Origin of the sequence: Hydrogenophaga palleronii NBRC 102513, assembly GCF_001571225.1 — a bacterium.
Classification (GTDB): Bacteria; Pseudomonadota; Gammaproteobacteria; order Burkholderiales; family Burkholderiaceae_C; genus Hydrogenophaga; species Hydrogenophaga palleronii.
In genome coordinates this window covers 1-1,876 of record NZ_BCTJ01000091.1, presented here as the reverse complement: position 1 = coordinate 1,876, position 1,876 = coordinate 1, and the positions used below count along the sequence as shown (strand labels likewise).

At 67.4% G+C, this 1,876-nt stretch carries 1 protein-coding gene; it reads right to left on the bottom strand.

Annotation, left to right across the window (positions count from 1 at the left end; genetic code table 11):
* Nucleotides 1-1,876 (bottom strand): propionate--CoA ligase (locus tag HPA01S_RS22365; RefSeq protein ID WP_157085152.1); only part of this gene is annotated, 1,876 nt, incomplete at both ends.

Genomic DNA, 1,876 nt, shown 5'->3' with positions numbered 1-1,876 from the left:
CAGGTCCTTGATCTGCTGCAGCGCGGCCGGATCGTCCATGGTGGTGAGGTCACCCGGGTCGCGGCCCTCGCACACGGCCTGGATGGCGCGGCGCAGCAGCTTGCCGCTGCGCGTCTTGGGCAACACGGAGACGAAGCGCACCCGTGCCGGCCGCGCCACGGCCCCCAGCTGCTCGTCCACCCGCTTCATGATCTCGCCCTCCAGCTTCAGCGTCGAGGCGTCGTCGCCCAGCGCGGAGCTGTCCCTGGCCACCACGAAGGCCATCGCCACCTGGCCCTTGAGCGCATCGGCCACACCCACCACCGCCACCTCGGCCACGTTGTCGTGGCTGGAGATGCTTTCTTCGATCTCGCGCGTGCCCAGCCGGTGGCCGGCGACGTTGATCACATCGTCGGTGCGCCCCAGGATGTAGAAGTAACCGTCTTCGTCGCGGATGCCCCAGTCGAAGGTGCTGTACACCAGCTTGCCCGGGATGCTCTTCCAGTAGGTGTTGATGAAGCGCGCATCGTCCTGCCACACCGTCTGCATGAAGCCGGGCGGCGTCGGGCCCTCGATCACCACCACGCCTTTCTGGTTCGCACCCGTGAGCTCCTCGCCGGTGGCCTCGTGCAGCAGCTTGACCTGGTAACCCGCCATCGGCACACCCGGGCTGCCGAACTTGCTGGGCTTCTTCTCGACCCCGTTGGCGATGGTGAGGATGGGCCAGCCGCTCTCGGTCTGCCAATAGTTGTCGATGATGGGCACGCCCAGGCTGTCGCTGATCCAGCGCGCGGTCGGCTCGTCCAGCGGCTCGCCGGCCAGGAACAGCGCGCGCAGGCTGGAGAGGTCGTATTGCTTGAGGTAGGCCGGGTCCTGCTTCTTGAGCACGCGCACCGCGGTGGGCGCGCTGAACATGGCGGTCACCTTGTACTTCTCCACCAGGCGCCACCAGATGCCGGCATCGGGCCGCACCGGCAGGCCTTCGTACAGGATGGTGGCCATGCCGGCGATCAGCGGTCCGTAAACGATGTAGCTGTGGCCCACGACCCAGCCGATGTCGCTGGTGCAGAAGTAGGTCTCGCCCGGCTGGCCCATGAAGATGTGTTTCATGCTGGCGGCCAGCGCCACCAGGTAGCCGCCGGTATCGCGCTGCACGCCCTTGGGCTTGCCGGTGGTGCCGCTGGTGTAGATGGTGTAGCTGATCGCGGTCGCGTCCAGCCACACGCAGGGCACCTCGGTGTTCAGCTGCTGCTCGCGCAGGGCGGCGTAGTCGTGGTCACGCCCGGGCACGGTGTCCATCGGCGCCAGGCCGCGGTTGACCAGCACCACCGAGGCTGGCTTGTGCCGGGCCAGGCGGATGGCTTCGTCCAGCAGCGGCTTGTAGGCCACCACCTTGCCGCCGCGCGAGCCGGCGTCGGCGCTGACGATGGCCACCGGTGCGGCGTCATCGATGCGGTTGGCAAGGGAATGGCTGGCAAAACCGCCGAACACCACCGAGTGGATGGCGCCGATGCGCGCGCAGGCGAGCATGGCGAAGGTGGCCTCGGGGATCATGGGCATGTAGATCAGCACCCGGTCGCCCTGCTTCACGCCCTGGCTCAGCAGCACCCCCGCCATGCGTTGCACCTCGGCATGCAGCTCGCGGAAGCTGTAGCGGCGCTCGGTGTCGGTCTCGGTGGAGACGAAGATCAGCGCGTTCTGCTCGGCGCGGTCTTTCAGGTGCCGGTCCACCGCGTTGTGGCACAGGTTGGTGAGCCCACCTTCGAACCAGCGCGTGAACGGCGGGTTGTCGTGGTTGCACACCCGGTCGAAGGGCTTTTTCCAGTCCACCAGCGCCGCCTGCTCGGCCCAGAAGGCGTCGCGGTCTTGAATGGAACGGCGGTAAAAACCGTCGTAG